Here is an 18426-nt window from a genome sequence, read left to right as displayed (position 1 = left end):
AGCACAACTCGCTGCCGCTCGCTACGATTTTGTCAGGCGTCGATGTAAGAGTAAACGATGGCGGCATGTGCATGTCGCCCTGAACCACCAGATTAAAGAGGCATATGATGACCGTAGGAGCATACGAAACCAATTTTGCCGGCGAAGGTTTGCGCGTCGGTATCGTCCAGGCACGATTCAATGAAATCGTCGGCGGTGGCTTGCTGTCGGCATGCCTGGAAGAGTTGAGCAAGCTGGGCGTGGCCGATGAAGATATCCTGCACGTGACCGTGCCGGGCGCCCTGGAAATCCCGCTGATTCTGCAAAAAATGGCGGAAACCGAGCAATTCGACGCCCTGATCGCACTGGGCGCCGTGATTCGCGGTGAAACCTACCACTTCGAGCTGGTATCGAACGAATCGGGCGCGGGCATCACGCGCGTCGGTCTCGATTACGGCATCCCCATCGCCAACGCAGTGTTGACGACGGAAAACGACGAGCAGGCGGAAGTGCGCATGCTGGTCAAGGGGGCGGAAGCGGCACGCGTGGCAGTGGAAATGGCTAATTTAGCGCAAGCGCTAGAAGAGTTGCAAGAATCCGAGGAGGACTAGCCGTGTAGTGAACGTCCGATAAAACGCCCATAGCTGCGTTGCAAGCCCTCGCCGTACATTCGTACTGTCTTCGGGCTCGCGCCTTGCTCTGAGCATTTTCTCGAACGTTCTGACACGCGCTTGGCTGCGGCGCGTTGAAAAGCGCGCCGTGCTGTCTCGCCGGAATTTGTAGTGAACACGTACTTAAGAACAGGTAACAATCATGACTGAGAAAAATTTGCTCGCCAATCCCAGCAAAAACCGCACGCCGCGTCACCGCGCGCGCGAGTTCGCGCTGCAGGGCTTGTACCAGTGGCTGCTGAACAATGAAGACGCGACCACCGTCGTGAACAATATTCGCGCGGCCCACGGCTTCGACAAGGCCGATGGCGATCATTTCACGGTGCTGCTGTACGGCACCATCAAGGATTCGCTGGCGCTGCGCGACAGCATGGCCCCCTTGATCGACCGCAATATCGCGGAACTGTCGCCCATCGAACACGGCATCCTGCTGATCGGCGCGTTCGAGCTGAAGAACAACATGGAAATCCCGTACCGCGTCGTCATCAACGAAGCGGTCGAGCTGGCCAAGTCGTTTGGCGGCATCGACGGCCACAAGTATGTGAACGGCGTGCTGGATAAATTGGCAGTGAAGTTCCGCGAGGAAGAAGTGGGCGCCAACAAGCGCAAGTAATAGAGCAGGAGTTCCTGCGGCTGCTGCCGCAGGGCAATAAAAAAGCCACCGGCACTTGCGTGCGGTGGCTTTTTTACTGGGCGCTGCTTTTCGGATGCTGCTGTGAGGGCTTTTAAAGGGTCACAGGCCGGCGATCTCGTTATGCGGCAGCACTTTGATGGTGATGCCGCTTTCCGGCGCAGGCGCCTTGGCTGGCGCTGGCGTGTTCGATGCCATCACCGGCGTGCTGGTCGGCACGCGCTGGCCGGCCGACACTTGCTTCAGGCGGCGGTATTCGGCCAGCACGCGCGAGCCGTAGCCCGAGTCGGTGGCGAAGTTGGCGGCGCCCACATAGGTTTTCAAGCCCGCTTCGACGGAACCGCCACGCGTGACGTAGTCTTTCAGGATCAGGGAGCCGACGCGGATGTTGGCGACGGGATTCAAGGCAGCTTGCACGCCGCCCATTTCCTGGAAGCGCTCATGGTGCACTTTCGACATGACTTGCATCAAGCCTTGCGCGCCGACGGGGCTTTCCGCGAACGGGTTCAAGCCCGATTCGATGGCCATCACGGCCAGGATCAGCAGCGGGTCCAGCTTGATTTCGCGCGCCGTCAGGTAGGCCGTCGAAACGAGCATATTGGTCGCATCGTTGGCCACGCGGTAGCGTTTGGAGAGCCAGTTGGTGACCCATTGCTGCTGCTTTTGCGTGCCCAGCAAGGCTTTTTCTTCCTTGGTCAAAGGTGCTTCGCTGGCGGCGGCCGTTTGCACGGATGCCGGCGCTTCCATCAGGGCCGACAGGGCCGGCGCTTCGACGGCTTGCGCCTCTGCCATCGGCAGCGGGAACAGGCTGTGCGTCAGTTGCTTGCCCAGGTCGGGGCGGAACATCAGCAGGGCGATCAGTGCCAGGGCGGAAATGCCGAAGACTGTCAGAGTGTGTTGTGCGGTGGTCAAAACGCCACGTGCCGAAATGGCTTGTGCGCGGGCGCGCAAACGCGCCAACGCTGGCTGGCCAGCCACGGTTGAAGCAGGCAATGCTGCTTCGGTGCTACGATGAGTCATAGAGTTCCCCGAAATGTCGCGTCAACAGGCAGCCCCTCCGCGGTGTCGCGGTGTTGTGGGTACTGCCAATGCCGTGCATCAGAAATATCATCGTTTCCGCCGCGTATGGATGCGTGCGAGAAACGCCGTCATTGCTTGCTTGAGCTGATCGGTCCCATGCTGGTATTGGATCAGTCGCAATACAACTTTTACCGGGGGTAAGGCAGACGCCTTTTGAAAACACTCCTTAAAATGTCATGTGGAGCCCCGACTCCGTGAATGAAAGAGAAACGCTAAAATCAAGCTCTGGGCCGGCGTGCTCTTTCAAGTTGGGCGAATTGTAGAAGCCGTTTTATATCAAGTCAATACTAACGAATCGATTCTTTATTACTTTTATGTCTTACTTTTTGACTTGCATTGTGCCAAAAGCCAATAAAATCAATTACTTGGCATAGATCCTTCAGCAACGGCGTCCGACGTCAAAAAAATTAAAAACACATGAAATATTCAGATTTGCGAGATTTTATTTCTCAACTGCAACAAATGGGTGAACTTAAGCCCATTTCGACCCCCATTTCACCGATTTTGGAGATGACGGAAGTGTGCGACCGCACCTTGCGCGCGGGCGGACCGGCCTTGCTGTTCAACAATCCGACGGGATACGACATGCCGGTGCTGGGCAATCTGTTCGGCACGACGCGCCGCGTGGCGCTGGGCATGGGCGCGGAAGACGTCAGCGAGTTGCGCAAGATCGGCCATGTGCTGGCGCGCCTGAAGGAACCGGAGCCGCCGAAGGATTTCAAGGATCTGCTGGGCCTGGGTTCCTTGGTGAAATCCGTGTGGGACATGTCGCCGAAAGAGTTGCGCGGCGCCAAGTGCCAGGAAATCGTCTGGGAGGGTAATGACGTCGACCTGGCGCGCCTGCCCATCCAGCATTGCTGGCCCGGCGACGTCGCTCCCCTGATCACCTGGGGCCTGGTGATCACCAAGGGCCCGAACAAGAAGCGGCAAAACCTCGGCATTTACCGTCAGCAAGTGCTGGGACGCAACAAGGTCATCATGCGCTGGCTGGCGCACCGGGGCGGGGCGCTGGACTTCCGCGAGCATGCGATCCAGAGCAAGGGCAAGCCGTATCCGATCGCCGTCGCACTGGGCGCCGATCCCGCTACTATATTAGGCGCCGTCACGCCGGTGCCGGACAGCCTGTCCGAATACCAGTTCGCCGGCTTGCTGCGCGGCAGCCGCACGGAGCTGGTGAAAGCCATCGGCAGCGAGCTGCGCGTGCCCGCCTCGGCGGAAATCGTGCTCGAAGGCCATATCTACCCGGACGAAAACCATCCGAGCGGCTACGAGCACGCGCTGGAAGGGCCGTATGGCGACCACACGGGCTACTATAATGAGCAGGACAGTTTCCCTGTGTTTACCATCGACCGCATCACCATGCGCCGCGATCCGATCTACCATTCCACGTATACAGGCAAACCGCCGGACGAGCCGGCCGTGCTGGGCCTGGCCCTGAACGAAGTCTTCGTGCCCCTGCTGCAAAAGCAGTTCAGCGAAATCACGGATTTCTATCTGCCGCCCGAAGGCTGCAGCTACCGCATGGCCGTGGTGCAGATCAAGAAACAGTACGCGGGCCACGCCAAGCGCGTGATGTTCGGCGTATGGAGCTTCCTGCGCCAGTTCATGTATACCAAGTTCATCGTGGTGGTCGACGAAGACGTGAATATCCGCGACTGGAAAGAGGTCATCTGGGCCATCACCACGCGCGTCGACCCCATCCGCGACACCACCCTGGTCGACAACACGCCCATCGACTACCTGGACTTCGCCTCGCCCGTCAGCGGCCTGGGCAGCAAGATGGGCATCGATGCGACGAATAAATGGCCGGGCGAAACGACGCGCGAGTGGGGTACGACGATCGCCATGACGCCGGAAGTAAAGGCCAAGGTGGATGGGATCTGGCAAGAGCTGGGTTTGTAGTTGCTGCGTAGGTCGGGGTAGGTCGGGTTAGCGCTTGCGCGTAACCCGACGTTGCGGCTCGGCAGTGTCGGCCGCGTACTCAGCAGTGTCGGCTTACGGCCTGCGGCCTAAGCCGACCTACGCCGACCTGCGCCGACGCACACAGCATTGACACGGCAATTTCCCAATCTTGCGCAGGTCGGTTATAATTGTCCCCGGCGGGCCCCTGCGCATCGTGGCATGGCTAACCTGGTCAGGTCGGGAACGAAGCAGCCACGGCTATTAACCATGAGTGCCGCAGATCAGGCTCGCCTCCTTCGGGAATGTTTTAATCAGGTTCAACAATCAAGCTGCCATGGGCAGCTTTTTTGCTTTTGCGGCACCATTTTTTTGTGATGCCGCAGCATTGCCGGGCTTGCCGTGTTTTCCATATTTCCAGCTGGCCATGTTATACAATTGCTGCTTTGCCGCGTTTGCCAGGTTTGCCTGGCCCGGCCATGAGGCTTGCGCCCGCCGCGCAGGATCACCCGCAAAATCGCATGGTAAAATCTCAGCATGTCCTATCAAGTCCTCGCCCGTAAATACCGCCCCAAGAATTTCGAGACGCTCGTCGGCCAGGAGCACGTCGTGCGCGCGCTCACGCATGCCTTGCACAGCGGCCGCTTGCATCACGCCTACCTGTTCACGGGCACGCGCGGCGTCGGCAAGACGACGCTGTCGCGCATCCTGGCCAAGTCGCTCAATTGCATCGGTCCCGATGGCACGGGCGGCATCACGGCCCAGCCTTGCGGCGTGTGCGAAGCGTGCACGGCAATCGACGCGGGACGCTTTGTCGACTATATAGAGATGGATGCGGCATCGAACCGCGGCGTCGATGAAATGGCGCAGCTGCTGGAGCAGGCCGTCTACGCGCCAAGCAATGCGCGCTTCAAGGTCTATATGATCGATGAGGTGCACATGCTGACGAATCACGCGTTCAATTCCATGCTGAAGACGCTGGAAGAGCCGCCCGAGCACGTCAAGTTCATCCTGGCCACGACGGACCCGCAAAAGATTCCCGTGACCGTGCTGTCGCGCTGCCTGCAGTTCAACCTCAAGCAGATGCCGCCCGGCCACATCATCAGCCACCTGGACAATATCCTGGGGCAGGAGGGCATCGCCTTCGAACAGCCGGCCTTGCGCCTGCTGGCCCAAGGCGCCCACGGTTCCATGCGCGACGCGCTGTCCTTGACGGACCAGGCCATCGCCTACGCGGCCGGCGAAGTCACGCTCGATGCCGTGCAAGGCATGCTGGGCGCGCTCGACCAGTCGTATCTGGTGCGCCTGCTCGACGCGCTGGCGCAGCAGGATGGCGCGGATCTCTTGGCCGTGGCCGACGAGATGGCCTCGCGCAGCCTGTCCTACAACGGCGCCCTGCAAGACCTGGGCACCTTGCTGCACCGCATTGCGCTGGCGCAAACCGTGCCCGCCGCCTTGCCGCAGGATTTGCCTGAATACGCGGACATCGTGCGTCTGGCCGCCGCCTTCGACGCGGAAGAAGTGCAGCTGTTTTACCAGATCGCCGTGCATGGCCGCAATGAACTGGGCCTGGCGCCCGACGAATACGCGGGCTTTACCATGACCTTGCTGCGCATGCTGGCCTTTCGGCCCGGCATAGGCGGCGCCGATGGCGTGCCGGCTGCCGTACCTGCGTCGGCTCCAGGCAACCGTCCCGCCGCCGTGGCCGCCGCGCGCGCCGCAGCTGGCGCTTCCGCACCGGCCGCCCGCGCCGCCACGAACAGCGTGGCCAGCCATGCCGCCGTGACGCCGCCCGCCGTGGTGGCCGCCGCTGCCGCCGCCAGCATGGCCCGCAGCGAAGCGCCGCCGCCGCGCGCAGCGGCGCCCGCGCCGGCACCCGCACCCGCGCCTGTAGCAGCCCCGGCACCGGCAGCGCCGCCGCCAGCCGCGCCTGTTCCTGCGGCTGCCCCGGCGGCATCGGGCGCCCCGATCAGTTCCGCCCGCGCCGCCATCAATGCGGCGCTGGAAGCGGCCCGCGCCGCCTCGAAAGGCCGTCCGGGCAGCGCGCCGTCGGCGCCATCGTCGGCGCCCAAGCCGGCGGCTCCGGCACCCGCCGCCGTAGTCGCTACGCCAGCTCCGGCAGCGCCCGTCCAGGCAGCACCGCCGCCACCGGCCGCCGCGCAAGCGCCGGCGCCGTGGGACGATGCGCCGCCCGTGGCCGTCATGGAAGCTCCGGCGCCCGTGCAGCCGGCGCGTCCCGCCGCGCCGCCGCCACAGCAGCAAGCAGATGACGACTTGCCGCCGTGGGTCACCGAATTTTCCGACGACAGCGCCTCGGCCGCCGTGGCCGCGCCCGCCGCGCAGAGCAGCGAGCAGCCGGCCGTCGTCATGCCGCAGCGTGCCGCCAAGCAAGCCGCGCCCAGCGGGCCGTATGTGATCACGCCCGTGCCGGGCCTGGACTGGGACGGCAACTGGCCGGCCGTGGCTGCCGTGCTGCCCTTGCGCGGCGTGGCCCAGCAGCTGGCCGTGCAGGCCGAGCTGATCGAATGCCTGCACGACGGCCACAGCACCACGTTCCGCCTGCGCGTGCCGATCGACACGTGGCGCAGCCCGGCCAACGTGGAAAAGCTGGCGGCCGCGCTGAGCGAACGCTTCGGCCGCAAGGTGAACGTCGATACGGAACTGGGCGCCGTCTGGTACACGGCCAGCGCGGAAGCGCAGGCCCACCGCGAGGCGTGCCAGCTTGCCGCGGAGGCAACCATCGCCAGCGATCCCTTCGTGCTCGACATGAAGCGTGCATTCGACGCTTTTGTTGTGCCGGGAACGATTACCCCTGCACCGGCCGGCTCCGCCGCGCCGACCCTGCATTGATGATTAACACACTCACAAACTGAATTAACGGAGCATTCTCATGATGAAAAATCAACTGGCTGGCCTGATGAAGCAGGCGCAAGCAATGCAAGACAACATGAAAAAGGCCCAGGAACAACTGGCGCTGGTGGAAGTGGAAGGCCAGTCCGGCGCCGGCCTCGTGAAAATCGTCATGACGTGCAAGAACGACGTCAAGCGCGTCTCCATCGACCCGTCCTTGCTGGCCGACGACAAGGACATGCTGGAAGACCTGGTGGCTGCCGCCTTCAACGACGCCGTGCGCAAGGCGGAAGCGACGTCCGCGGAAAAAATGGCAGGCTTGACCGGCGGCATGAACTTGCCAGCCGGCTTCAAAATGCCATTCTGATGCAACACCGCATGCGCTCGATCTGTGGCACGGGGCAAGGTTGATCCATGTCCAAGTCGCTTGAATTCTTGACCGAGGCGCTGCGGCGCCTGCCCGGCGTCGGCCCCAAGTCGGCGCAGCGGATGGCGTTTCATTTGTTGCAGCACGATAGGGAAGGCGCGGCCATGCTGTCGCGCGCCCTGTTCCAGGCCGTCGATGCCGTGCATCACTGCGGCCTGTGCAATACCTTTACCGAACATGAAGTGTGCGAGACCTGTCTCGACGAAGAGCGCGACAAGCGCTTGCTGTGCGTGGTGGAAACGCCCGCCGACCAGCTGATGATCGAGCAGACGCTCACCTACAAGGGCCTGTATTTCGTCCTCATGGGGCGGCTGTCTCCGCTGGACGGCATCGGCCCGAAAGATATCCACCTGGAAAAATTGCTGAACCGCGCCAACGATGGCGTGGTGAGTGAAGTGGTGCTGGCCACCAACTTCACGAATGAAGGCGAAGCGACGGCCCATTACATCAGCGAAATGCTGAAGGCGCGGGGCTTGCGCGTGAGCCGTTTGGCCCGCGGCGTGCCCGTGGGCGGCGAACTGGAATACGTCGACGCGGGCACGATTGCCCGCGCGATGCTCGACCGCAGGGCAACCTGAGTACAACATGACAGACGTTTCCGCATCTTCCGGCCCCCTCCAAGGAATCAAAGTCCTGGAACTGGGCACCCTGATCGCGGGGCCGTTCTGCGCCCGCATGCTGGCCGAATTCGGCGCCGACGTGATCAAGATCGAGTCGCCCGATGGCGGCGACCCCATCCGTACCTGGCGCGTGCTGAAGGATGGCACGTCCCTGTGGTGGTCGGTGCAGGCGCGCAACAAGAAAAGTCTGACCTTGAACCTGAAGACGCCGGAAGGCCGGGCCATCGCGCGCCAGCTGGCCCTGGAAGCGGACATCATCATCGAGAACTACCGTCCCGGCGTGCTGGAAAAGTGGGACCTCGGCTACGAACAGCTGAAAAAGGAAAAGCCGTCCCTGATCATGGTGCGCCTGTCCGGCTTTGGCCAGACGGGACCGATGAAGGATTTGCCCGGTTTCGGCGCCATCGGCGAATCGATGGGCGGCTTGCGCTATGTGTCCGGCTTTGCCGACCGTCCGCCCGTGCGGGTCGGCGTGTCGATCGGCGACTCGGTGGCGGCCCTGCACGGCGTGATCGGCGCCATGATGGCGCTGCGTCACCGCGACGTGACGGGCGGGCGGGACGGCGGGGAAGGGCAGATGGTCGACGTGGCCCTGTATGAATCCGTGTTCAACCTGATGGAGTCGCTGGTGCCCGAATACGACCAGGCGGGCGTCGTGCGCGAGCGCACGGGCGGCTCCCTGCCCGGCATCGTGCCCTCGAATACCTACACGACGGGCGATGGCGAAAACATCGTCATCGCGGGCAACGGCGACGCCATCTTCAAGCGCTTGATGCTGGCCATGGGCCGCATCGACATGGCGGGCGACCCGCAGCTGGCGCGCAACGACGGCAGGGTGGCGCGCACGCAGGAGATCGACGACGCTATCGGCGCCTGGTGCGCCACGCACACGATAGCCAGCGCGCTGGCCGTGCTGAAGGCCGCCGATGTGCCGTCCGGCAAAATCTACTCCGTGCGCGACATGATGAGCGATCCGCAATTTCTCGCCCGCGACATGTTCGAACAGCACCATTTCGCCGACGGTACCCCTGTGAAACTGCCCGCCATCAGCCCGAAACTGTCCGCCACGCCGGGCAAGACGCAATGGCTGGGACCGGCCCTGGGCCAGCACAACGACGAGGTGCTGGCGTCGCTCGGCTATGACGCCGCCGCCATCGCGCAACTGAAGGCCGATGGGGTGGTATAGATAGGAGCAGATAGATGAGTGACGGCTAGGTGGGGTAGGTCGGGTAGGTCGGATTAGCGGCGTAGCCGCGTAATCCGACAACCACCACGTCACGTTACCGACACCACCACGTCATACCGACACCACCAGCCAAGCCAACAATGTTGTCGGCTTACGCGCTTCGCGCTAAGCCGACCTACGCAACTCACTGATACCTGTCATGCATCGATTTTTCCGTACCGCGCTTGTCCTGGCATCCAGCACTATCCTCCTCTCCGCCTGCGCCAGCTTCCCCCACGACGCGCCGATCGCCGGCCTGCGCCTGATCGGCGAACAGCGCATCGCCTTGAAACAGTCGTTCGGGAGCACCACGGTGGGCGGCTTGTCCGGCATCGACTACGATGCGGCCAGCAACAGTTGGGTGATGGAAAGCGATGACCGCTCGGAAATCAATCCGGCCCGCTTTTACCGCGCCAGCCTCAATTACGACAGCGAGAAGTTCTCCGCCGTGACCTTCAACAGCGTGCATTTCTTCACGCAGCCCGACGGCAGCCGCTATCCGAACCTGGCCCATGCAAAACTGGAGCGGGGCGACCAGGTGGCCGATATCGAAACTATCCGTGTCGATCCGCGGGACGGCAGCCTGTGGTACGGCAGCGAAGGCAACCGCAAGGTGGGCTTGCATCCGTTCGTGCGTCATGCCGACCGCGATGGAAAATTCCTCGCGACCTTGCCCACGCCCGCCATGTTCAATGTCTCGAAGGAAGAAATCGGCTCGCGCAATAACATGACGTTTGAAGCGCTGTCGTTTGCCAGCGATGGCAAGAGCTTGTGGCTGGGTATGGAAGCGGCCCTGTACCAGGACGGCCCGCTGGCCACGCCCGATAACGGCTCCGTCGTGCGCATCACGCGCCTGGACCGCGCCGGCAAGGTGCTGGGCCAGTTTGCGTATCCGATCGAGCCGGTGGCGTCGCGGCCCGCGCCGGGGCGCGAGGCGGACAATGGCGTGTCGGAAATCCTCGCCGTGAACGGCCATCAGGTGCTCGTGGTGGAGCGGGCCGGCGTGGCCAACGCGGACGGCCTCTACACGAACCACGTGCGCGTCTACGAAATGGACACGGATGGCGCCACCGATATCCAGGCCATGCCGGCCCTGGCGGGCGCGACTTATGTGCCGGCGCGCAAGCGATTGCTGCTGGACCTGGAAAAAATCGGCCTGGCTAGAATCGACAATATCGAAGGCATCAGCTGGGGCCCGCGCCTGGAGAACGGCCGCCGCAGCCTGGTGATGATTTCCGACGATAATTTCAATCCGCAGCAAGTCACGCAAATCCTTGCCTTCGAAGTGCTCTAGTTTCCATGCTGGCCAGCTGGCCCGCTTGCCTGGCCAGCATGGCCGTGATCGTGTCGTGCGGCGACGGGCGGCCTAAAAAGTATCCCTGGGCCATGTCGCAGCCGTATTCTTCCAGCATCAGCAGCTGCTCGTCCGTTTCAACGCCCTCGGCCACCACCACCATTTTCAAGCCATGCGCCATGGCGATGATGGCGCGCGTGATGGCCGCGTTTTCCGTGTCCTGCGGCAAGCCGGCGATAAAGCTCTTGTCGATTTTTAAAGCCCGCACGTCGAAGCGTTTCAGATAATTCATCGACGAGTATCCCGTGCCGAAGTCATCGATCGACAGGTAGACGCCGATGCCGCGCAATTGCTCCAGGGTCACCATGGTGGCGCGCGCATCGTCCATCAAGGTTCCTTCCGTCAATTCCAGTTCCAGCAGGCGCGCATCGAGGCCCGTGTCGGCCAGGGCCGAGAGCACGATCTGCATCAGGTTTTCATCCTTGAATTGCTTCGCTGACAGGTTGACGGCCATGCGGATGGCCCGTCCGCCATCGCTTTGCCACGCCTTGGCCTGGTTGCACGCCGTGCGCAGTACCCATTCGCCGATCGGCACGATCAGCCCCGTCTCCTCGGCCAGCGGGATGAATTCCGTGGGCGAAATGATGCCCCGCTCGGGATGGCGCCACCGGATCAGCGCTTCCACGCCGACGATCTGCGTGCTGGGCACGTCGATCTGCGGCTGGTACAGCAGATACAGTTCGTTGTTCTGCAACGCTTTCCTCAAGCCCACTTCCATCTTGACGTGGCTCATGATTTCCATCGTCAGCGATGAGCTGTACAGCTTGGCGTTGTTCTTGCCGCAGTTCTTCGCGTGGTACATGGCCGTGTCCGCATATTTCAACAGCGAGTTGCAATCCTCGCCATCTTCCGGATACAGCGAGATGCCGATGCTGGCCGTGACGAAAATCTCGTGCCCCTCGATCATGAAGGGCCGGCGCATGGCTTCCTTGACCCGGTGCGCCACGTTCAGCGCGTCCTCCACCTTCTCCAGGTCGGGGATCAGAATCGTGAATTCGTCGCCGCCCAGGCGCGCCAGGTTGCTGCCGCCGGAGGATGCCTCGAACTCGTGTTCGGCGCGCAGCACCAGGTCGCTGGGGCGGATGGTTTCGCGCAGGCGCTCGGACACCACCTTGAGCAGATGGTCGCCCACATCGTGGCCCAGGGTGTCGTTGATGCGCTTGAAGGCGTCCAGGTCCATGAACAGCACGGCGAATTTCTTGTCGTGTTCCTTCGAGCGCAGCAGTTCCCGTTCCAGGGTTTCCAGGAAGGCCTGGCGGTTGGGGATGCCCGTCAGGCTGTCGCAATAGGCGAGGCGGCGGATCTGCTCTTCCGTGCGCTTGCGCTCGCTGATGTCGCGCACCAGGCCCAGCACTTCATCGGCTCCCGTCGCCACCAGGCGCGCCTCGAAGTGGCGCGTGCTGTCCTCGTGCGTGAGCGTGTAGTCGACCGAGCCGATGTGCTGCGTGGCCAGCACGGCGTGCGCCTTGTCGAGCAGGCGCGCGGCGATTTCGGGCGGCAGCACGTCGCGGATATGGCTGCCCACGCAGTCGCTGATGGAAAAGCCGGCGCTGGCGTCGTGACCCTGTTCGTAGTCGAGATAAAAGCCTTCTCGGTTGAGGCGGAAGAAGGTGTCGGGGATGGCGGCCAGCACGGCGCGGTTGTGCGCGTCGGCGATGCGCAGGCGGGCGATGGCGTCGCTGGCGCGCAGCACGTACAGCACGCGGTGCCCCAGGATAGGCCAGTTGATGGGCTTGGAAATGAAGTCGGTGGCGCCCACCTCGTAGGCGCGCGTGACGGCTTCCAGTTCGTCGCCGCCCGTCACCATGATGATGGGTACCGTGCCGCCCACTTCCTGGTGGCGGATTTCGCGGCAGACGGCAAAGCCGTCCATGGCCGGCATGTCGACGTCGAGCATGACCAGGTCCGGCCCGCTGTGCTTGTAGCTGGCCAGCGCCTGCACGCCGTCTTCGGCCTCGATCACGTCCAGGCCCACCTGCGTGAGCATCTGCCGCATCAGCAAGCGCATCACGGGATCGTCGTCGGCCACTAGCACCAGGCCGCGGGGAGGGGAGAGGGGCGCTGTCATGTCAGTGTTCCTTCATGAGGATGGCGTTCAGCGATTCGCGTACGGCCAGGAAGGCTTGCTGCATCTGCTGCAGCAGGGCAGCCGCGCCCTCGGTGCTGCCGGCGCGGCCCAGTTTTTCCATCTCCTTGCACAGCTGCGCCAGGCCATCGGCGCCCACGTTCGCGCTGCCCGATTTGAGGCTGTGCGCCACCTTGCGCAGCGCTTCCGCATCCGCGCCGGCGATCGCCTCGCGCATGGCCGTCAACTGGCGCGGCGTTTCGCCGACAAAGGCCTGGATGACGCGTTCGAGCAGCGCATCGCCGTCGGCGTGCGACAGGGCGCGGATGTTTTCCAGCGCTTGCCGGTTCAGCGGCTGGACCGATGCCGTGGCGGCGGAGGGCGGCGTCACCTCGGGCGGCGGCCCGGGCGGCGCTTCCTGCGGCGCTTCTTGCGGCGTCTGCGGCTCCTGCGCTTCGCTGTGGTGCACGGTGGCCGCGCGCGGCAGGGTGATCCAGCGCGCGATCGTGTGGCCCAGGTCCAGCTGCGTGAACGGTTTGCTCAGGTAATCGTCCATGCCGGCCGCCAGGCATGCTTCGCGGTCGCCCTGCAGGGCATTGGCCGTGATGGCGACGATGGGCAGCACGCGCGCGTGGCCGCACTGCTGTTCGTGGCGGCGGATTTCTGCCGTGGCGGCAAAGCCGTCCATCACGGGCATCTGGCAATCCATCAGGATCAGATCGAAATCCTCGGCCTGCGCCGCCTGCAGGGCTTCTTCGCCGTTGCGCGCGCAGACCACATCCAGGCCCAGGCTGTCGAGCATGGCCAGTGCCACTTCCACGTTGACGGGATTATCCTCGGCCAGCAGCACGCGGCGGCGCTGGCGCCGGCCCACCTGCCGTGCCGCGTGCGGCGGATGGACGCGCATGCCCTCGCTGGCGCGCGGCGGCGTGACGATGCAGTCGAACAGATCGCATTCGCGGGCCGGCTTGATCAGCTGGAAGGCCACGCCCGCCTCGCGCCGCTGCACGGGATCGGCCGCCGCCTGTTCCGTGCTCAGCAGCAGTAATTTGAGGTCGGCCAGCAGCGGGTCGCTCTTGATGGTGGCGGCCAGGGCCAGGCCGCTGGTGCGCGGCAATTCCATGTCGAGCAGGGCCACGCCATACGGCGTGCCCGCCTGCGCGGCCGCGCGCAACTTGGCCAGGCAGTCGCTGGCCGTGCCGGCGCTGTCGCTGACGATGCGCCAGCTGGCCAGTTGCCGCTCCAGCACGGCGCGCGTGGCGGGTGTGTGGTCGACGATCAAGGCGCGTAACCCTCGCGTGGTTTTCAGGTTGAAGGACGGGTCGTCGCTGTCGACGCGCCGCTTATCGAAATTTACTTCGAACCAGAAGATCGATCCTTGCGTTAAAGCATTATTAACGCCGATAGTGCCGCCCATCAGCTCCACCAGCTGTTTCGAGATCGTCAATCCCAGGCCCGTGCCGCCGTGCTTGCGCGTGGTCGAGCCGTCCGCCTGCGAGAACGATTCGAAGATGCGCGTCTGCGCTTCGCTCGACACGCCGATGCCCGTGTCGTGCACCTCGAAGCGCAAGCCCACGCTGGGCGCGTCTTCGCTGCACACGGTCACTTTCACGGTGACCTTGCCCGTTTCCGTGAACTTGATGGCATTGCCCAGCAGATTGACGATGATCTGGCGCAAACGGTTCGGATCGCCGCAGATGGCGATGGGAATATCGTAGGCGATATCGAATTCCAGGCTGATATTCTTCGCTTCCGCCTGCGGCGCGAACACGTGTTCTATGTCGTCGAGCAATTCGCGGAAATTGAAGCGGATGTATTCCACGCTCAGCTTGCCCGCCTCGATCTTGGAGAAATCGAGGATGTCGTTGATGATCACCAGCAAATTCTGCCCCGAGCGCTGGACCATGCTCGTGTAGTGGCGCTGCTGCGGGGTCAACGGACTGGCCAGCAGCAATTCCGTCATGCCCAGCACGCCATTCATGGGCGTGCGGATTTCATGGCTCATGGTGGCGAGGAAGGAACTCTTCGCCTGGCTGGCCGCCTCAGCCGCATCCTTGGCCTTTTCCAGCTGCGCCGTGCGCACGCCCACCTGGCGCTCGAGCTGGTCGCGGTAATTGGCCAGGGTGCTGTCGCGGCTGTCGATCTGCGCCAGCATGTCGTTGAAGCTGTCGATCAGCACGCCCAGCTCGTCGCTGCGCTGGTGCGCGATGCGGTGGCTGTAGGTCTGGCTGCTCGACACTTTTTGCGCCGTATCGATCAGCTTGGTGATCGGTTCGGCGATCACGCTCTTGAAGCGCCGCGCGAGGAACACGGCGATCAGGAAGGACAGCACGGTGGCGCCGCCGATGGCGCCCACGTGGCGGCCGATGTCGCGCCACATGTGGTTCAGGTCCGCCTCGATCAGCACGGCGCCGATGATCTGCTGCGGTTCGCCTGGCCGGTAGACGGGGCGGTACAAGCGCATGGCGGGCGCCAGGGTGGTGCCCGAGCCTTGCGTGACGGGCTGCACGGCCATGTCGGCCAGCAGGGCCGGGTCCATGTCTTCCGGCGCCGCCAGGCCGTCCGCATGCTGCGGCGCGCGGTACAGGGCAAACAGCCGGCCGCCCCGGTCGAACAGCGCAGCCTGGGCGACCTCGTCGCGCGCGGACAGTGCCGCCAGCACCTGTTCCGCCTGCGCCTGCGCCGGCTTGCCCAACAGCATGGGCGCCGCGCTGGCCGCGCCGATCACGCCCGCCAGGGACAGCAATTGCCGGCCTTCATCGTTCTTGTGGTTGAGCACGGAAGTCAGCGCAAACGCCACGAACACCAGCAGCAGCGCGCAGCCCGACGACAATACCGAAATCATGGTCAGCTTCTGGCTGATGCTGGAGCGTTGGAAATTGAACATGAATTCGCTGCTTCCCCGGTCGCCCGTTGACTGTTATTTAATTCCTATTGGAAAAATATAGACGCGAAGACACATCCCGATATTGATGTGGGTCTAAGGGAGGAGAGGGAGGGGAACTTATAAGAGATGAAACAACGGAGGGCAGCACGTAGGTCGGATTAGCGCGGCAAAGCCGCGCGTAATCCGACAGCATCACCGGCCAACGATATTGTCGGATTACGCGCTTGCGCGCTAATCCGACCTACGCAACTGACCCCGGTATTTGCTTTTGGGGATGTAATTAAACCCCTGAAAGGCCGGGGTCAGACGCAGGAGGGGGAATGTGTCCCAATGGGGCACATTCCGATACCGAAGGGACTGACCATACTATTAACAACAACCCCCACGTTTTCCGGCCCCGCCGTAGCGGGCTTCCTGCCGTTCGCGGAAGAACTCTTCATACGTCATCATCGGCTCGCCGGGATGGGTCACTTCCCGGTGGGCCACGTAGGTGTCGTACTCGGGCAAGCCGCACATGAGCCGCATGCTTTGCCCCAGATACCGTCCAGCCTTGATGATTTCATCGATCATCATTGCACCGTGGGCATGGCCTGGAACGGCGTTTCCTTGGTGCTAGGCTTGCTGTCGGCGCGCGCCTTCAGGATGGTGCGGATGCCGAAGAACAGCACGCTGATCACGACGATGACGAAGAAGGCGGCCAGGCCGGCATCGAGGTAATCGTTGAAGATGATCTGCTGCATCTGCGCCACGGACTTGGCCGGCGCCAGCAGGGTGCCTTCGTCGAGGGCCGCCGAGTATTTCTTCGCATGCGCGAGGAAACCGACGCGCGGATTGGCGTCGAAAATCTTTTGCCAGCCCGCCGTCAGGGTGCACAGCAGCAGCCAGATGGTCGGCGTGATCGTGACCCATGCGTACTGGCCACGTTTCATCTTGAACAGCACGCAGGTGCCGAGGATCAGCGCGATGGCCGCCAGCATCTGGTTGGCGATGCCGAACAGCGGCCACAGGGTGTTGATGCCGCCCAATGGATCGACCACGCCCTGGTACAGGAAGTAGCCCCAGGCCGCCACGCACAGGCCCGTGGCCAGCAGGTTGGCGATGACGTTTTCCGTCTGTTTCAGCGCTGGCACGAAGCTGCCCAGCAAGTCCTGCAGCATGAAGCGGCCCGCACGCGTGCCCGCATCGACGGCCGTCAGGATGAACAGCGCTTCGAACAGGATGGCGAAGTGGTACCAGAAGGCCATCATGGCCTTGCCGCCGATGGCGCCGGACAGGATCTGCGCCATGCCGACGGCCAGGGTCGGCGCACCGCCCGCGCGCGAAATGATGCTGTGCTCGCCAACGTCCTTGGCCGTCTGCGTCAGCATCTCCGGCGTGACATAGAAGCCCCATTGCGAGATCGCCTGCGCGGCCGATTCCGCCGTGGTGCCGATCAGGGCGGCCGGGCTGTTCATGGCGAAATAGATGCCCGGCTCGATGGTCGAGGCGGCCACCAGGGCCATGATGGCAACGAACGATTCCATCAGCATGGCGCCGTAGCCGATGAAGCGGGCGTGGCTTTCGTTTTCAATCATCTTCGGCGTGGTGCCCGAGGAAATCAGCGCGTGGAAGCCGGAAACGGCGCCGCAGGCAATCGTGATGAACAGGAAGGGGAACAGATTGCCCGACCAGACGGGGCCGGAACCGTCGATGAACTTGGTCATGGCCGGCATTTTCAGGTACGGCGCGACGACGATGATGCCGATGGCCAGGCCCAGGATCGTGCCGATCTTCAGGAAAGTCGACAGGTAGTCGCGCGGCGCCAGCAGCAGCCACACGGGCAGGACGGAAGCGATGAAGCCGTAGCCGATCAGCATCCACGTCAATTCCGTGCCCGTGAACGTGAACATCGGGCCGAGGACGGCGTGTTCCTGCACGTACTGGCCGCCGATGATGGCCAGCATCAGCAGCACAAAGCCGATGATGGAGATTTCGCCGATGCGGCCCACGCGGATGAAGCGCGAATACACGCCCATGAACAGGGCGATGGGAATCGTCGCCATCACGGTGAAGCTGCCCCAAGGCGAGCCCGTCAGCGCCTTGACGACGATCAATGCCAGCACGGCCAAAATGATGACCATGATCATGAAGCAGCCGAGCAAGGCAATCATGCCGGGGATTTCGCCCAGTTCAGCCTTGATCAGGTCGCCCAGCGAGCGGCCGTCGCGGCGCATGGAAATGAACAGCACGATGAAATCCTGCACGGCGCCCGCGAACACCACGCCCGCCAAAATCCACAGCATGCCGGGCAGATAGCCCATCTGCGCGGCCAGCACGGGGCCGACCAGGGGGCCGGCGCCGGCAATCGCCGCGAAATGGTGGCCGAACAGCACATATTTGTTGGTCGGCACGTGGTCCAGGCCATCGTTGTGCTTGAAGGCGGGCGTCATGCGGCGCGCGTCCAGGCCCAGCACCTTGTCGGCGATGAACAGGCTGTAGAAGCGGTAGGCGATCAGGTAGACGCAGACGGCGGCGATGACGATCCAGATCGCGCTGATCGGTTCGCCACGTTGCAGGGCGACAACGCCCAGGGACCCGGCGCCTGCCAGCGCAAGCGCTGCCCAGCCGAGCTGTTTGAAAATGCGGTTCATGCTTCCTCCAGAGATGTGACGGGCGCTGTGCCGTGCGATGATGTGTGCTGCCGAGCCTGGTCGTTGCCAGTTTGGTATGAATTGGTGTATCTGCAGCTTATGGCGAGT

At 63.2% G+C, this 18426-nt stretch carries 13 protein-coding genes and 1 other RNA gene; 9 read left to right on the top strand and 5 right to left on the bottom strand.

All coding sequences use genetic code 11. The features are described 5' to 3' along the window. Positions 1-107 precede the first annotated feature (107 nt). Together ribH and nusB are read left to right on the top strand one after the other, a co-directional pair. Positions 108-590, top strand: a complete 483-nt coding sequence (gene ribH / locus ACRHIG_RS25620; protein ID WP_099664961.1) for a 6,7-dimethyl-8-ribityllumazine synthase — start codon at positions 108-110, stop codon at positions 588-590. 202 nt (positions 591-792) lie between these two features. Next, positions 793-1263, top strand: a complete 471-nt coding sequence (nusB, locus tag ACRHIG_RS25615) for a transcription antitermination factor NusB (protein ID WP_152254358.1) — start codon at positions 793-795, stop codon at positions 1261-1263. A gap of 120 nt (positions 1264-1383) precedes the next feature. On the opposite strand, the gene ACRHIG_RS25610 is transcribed toward nusB, so the two are convergent. Further along, positions 1384-2301: a transglycosylase SLT domain-containing protein gene (locus ACRHIG_RS25610; RefSeq protein WP_475417573.1), complete on the bottom strand. Its 918-nt coding sequence runs from the start codon at positions 2299-2301 to the stop codon at positions 1384-1386. A 477-nt stretch (positions 2302-2778) separates the two neighbouring features. Here ACRHIG_RS25610 and ubiD point away from each other — a divergent pair, with 477 nt between their 5' ends. From ubiD to ACRHIG_RS25575, 7 genes are all read left to right on the top strand, one after another. After that, a complete protein-coding gene (gene ubiD / locus ACRHIG_RS25605; RefSeq protein WP_071650179.1) occupies positions 2779-4263 on the top strand; it encodes a 4-hydroxy-3-polyprenylbenzoate decarboxylase in 1485 nt (494 codons plus the stop codon). A 196-nt stretch (positions 4264-4459) separates the two neighbouring features. Further along, positions 4460-4558, top strand: an RNA gene (gene ffs / locus ACRHIG_RS25600) — signal recognition particle sRNA small type. Positions 4559-4797: 239 nt separating this feature from the next. Continuing rightward, the gene (gene dnaX, locus ACRHIG_RS25595; protein ID WP_489628338.1) at positions 4798-7110 is read left to right on the top strand and encodes a DNA polymerase III subunit gamma/tau; all 2313 of its coding nucleotides are present in this window, start codon (positions 4798-4800) and stop codon (positions 7108-7110) included. A gap of 40 nt (positions 7111-7150) precedes the next feature. Further along, positions 7151-7477: a YbaB/EbfC family nucleoid-associated protein gene (locus ACRHIG_RS25590; RefSeq protein ID WP_034759121.1), complete on the top strand. Its 327-nt coding sequence runs from the start codon at positions 7151-7153 to the stop codon at positions 7475-7477. Between the two features lie 47 nt (positions 7478-7524). Beyond that, positions 7525-8115: a recombination mediator RecR gene (gene recR / locus ACRHIG_RS25585; protein ID WP_070291397.1), complete on the top strand. Its 591-nt coding sequence runs from the start codon at positions 7525-7527 to the stop codon at positions 8113-8115. 7 nt (positions 8116-8122) lie between these two features. Continuing rightward, complete coding sequence (locus tag ACRHIG_RS25580) at positions 8123-9343, top strand: CaiB/BaiF CoA transferase family protein (protein WP_489628337.1); 1221 nt, start codon at positions 8123-8125, stop codon at positions 9341-9343. 199 nt (positions 9344-9542) lie between these two features. Continuing rightward, on the top strand, positions 9543-10676 hold the full coding sequence (locus tag ACRHIG_RS25575; RefSeq protein ID WP_489628336.1) for an esterase-like activity of phytase family protein: 1134 nt from the start codon (positions 9543-9545) through the stop codon (positions 10674-10676). On the opposite strand, the gene ACRHIG_RS25570 is transcribed toward ACRHIG_RS25575, so the two are convergent. From ACRHIG_RS25570 to ACRHIG_RS25555, 4 genes are all read right to left on the bottom strand, one after another. Then, positions 10645-12804: a putative bifunctional diguanylate cyclase/phosphodiesterase gene (locus tag ACRHIG_RS25570; protein ID WP_489628335.1), complete on the bottom strand. Its 2160-nt coding sequence runs from the start codon at positions 12802-12804 to the stop codon at positions 10645-10647. The genes ACRHIG_RS25575 and ACRHIG_RS25570 overlap by 32 nt on opposite strands. Before the next feature lies 1 nt (position 12805). Beyond that, positions 12806-15688: a hybrid sensor histidine kinase/response regulator gene (locus ACRHIG_RS25565; protein ID WP_489628334.1), complete on the bottom strand. Its 2883-nt coding sequence runs from the start codon at positions 15686-15688 to the stop codon at positions 12806-12808. 369 nt (positions 15689-16057) lie between these two features. Next, entirely contained in the window at positions 16058-16258 is a 201-nt protein-coding gene (locus ACRHIG_RS25560; RefSeq protein WP_010396213.1) for a YbdD/YjiX family protein, read from the bottom strand. Beyond that, positions 16258-18318 (bottom strand): carbon starvation CstA family protein, encoded by a 2061-nt coding sequence (locus ACRHIG_RS25555; protein ID WP_489628333.1) that lies wholly within the window; start codon positions 18316-18318, stop codon positions 16258-16260. The genes ACRHIG_RS25560 and ACRHIG_RS25555 overlap by 1 nt, the downstream gene beginning before the upstream one ends. Positions 18319-18426: the final 108 nt, after the last annotated feature.

The sequence above is a fragment of the Janthinobacterium sp. C22 genome (genome assembly GCF_057919405.1).
Note: the sequence above shows the minus strand (reverse complement) of the source record. Positions and strands in the feature narration are given on the sequence as shown.